The organism is Modestobacter lacusdianchii (assembly GCF_054177765.1).
Genome location: NZ_JBJJTJ010000065.1, coordinates 1 through 1,244, shown reverse-complemented (window position 1 = coordinate 1,244; position 1,244 = coordinate 1). Strand labels below are relative to the sequence as shown.

The window sequence follows — 1,244 nt, the reverse complement described above, 5'->3', positions numbered from 1 at the left end:
CCCGGTGTCAGGGGGTCGTCGCATCACCCCAGCTGAGGGGTGCTGTCGATGGTGGCGACGCGGGCGAACATGCGGGTGTTCTGGGCGGGAATTGCTGAGGGGCTGCCGACGGCGGCGGCTTCTGCGCGGGCCCGGATCAGTGGGCAGCGCGGTCGGGCGTGGTTCCGGGAAGCTGGCGGTGTGCCACCGCTGGATGTTCATGAGCCCTCCGGCCGGTTCCTGTCGCTGACCGAGCGGGAGGAGATCGCGGTCGGGGTGGCCGCCGGCCAGTCCGCCCGCCAGATCGCCGCCCAGCTGGGGCGGGCCTCGACCACGATCAGCCGGGAGCTGGGCGCCTGGGCCCACGCTCATCCGGGGCGGCCCTACCGGGCGGTGGCCGCCCAGGCCGACGCCGAAGCCCGCGGAGCCCGCCCCAAGCCGTTCAAGCTGGCCCACGAGCCGCTGCGGGAACGGGTGCAGGCCGATCTGGAACGCAAGTACTCACCACGGCAGATCGCCATGCGCCTGGCCGTCGAGTTCCCCGACGAACCAGCCATGCGCCCCTCCCACGAGGCCATCTACCAGGCCCTCTACGTTCAGGGCCGCGGTCTGCTGCGCCGGGAACTGACCGCCTGCCTGCGCACCGGGCGGGCGGTCCGCCGGCCCCGCCGGCGGGTGGACGGGCGCTCCGATCCCGACCGCCGCATCCCCGGCAAGATCATGATCAGTGAGCGGCCCGCCGAGGTCGCTGACCGGGCCGTGCCCGGGCACTGGGAAGGCGACCTGATCGCCGGAGCGGCCAACAAGTCCTTCATCGGCACCCTGGTGGAGCGCACCACCCGCTTCTGCCTGCTGCTGCACCTGCCCGGCCGCAAGCCCGACCCGCTGGCTCTGCAGGAAGCGATCGTGGCCGCCATCGGCCAGCTGCCCAAACACCTGCGGCTGTCCCTGACCTGGGACCAGGGACTGGAGATGCGCCGCCACGCCGAAATCACCCTCGCCGCTGACCTGCCCATCTACTTCTGCGACCCGCACTCACCCTGGCAACGCGGCAGCAACGAGAACACCAACGGACTGCTCCGCCAGTACTTCCCCAAAGGCACCGACCTCAGCGTGCACACCCCCACCGACCTGGCGGTGGTCGCCGCCGAACTCAACGGCCGACCCCGCCAGACCCTCGGCTGGCGAACCCCCGCCGAAGCCCTCAACGACCTACTCTCACCACCTCAACCAACAGGTGATGCAACGACCGCTTGAACTCACCT

Annotated in this window: 1 protein-coding gene; it reads left to right on the top strand. The window is 71.3% G+C overall.

Features of this window, described 5'->3' with window-relative positions; translation table 11 throughout:
- Window positions 1–48 precede the first annotated feature (48 nt).
- Entirely contained in the window at window positions 49–1,236 is a 1,188-nt protein-coding gene (locus ACJTNH_RS20720) for an IS30 family transposase (protein WP_458179160.1), read from the top strand.
- Window positions 1,237–1,244: the final 8 nt, after the last annotated feature.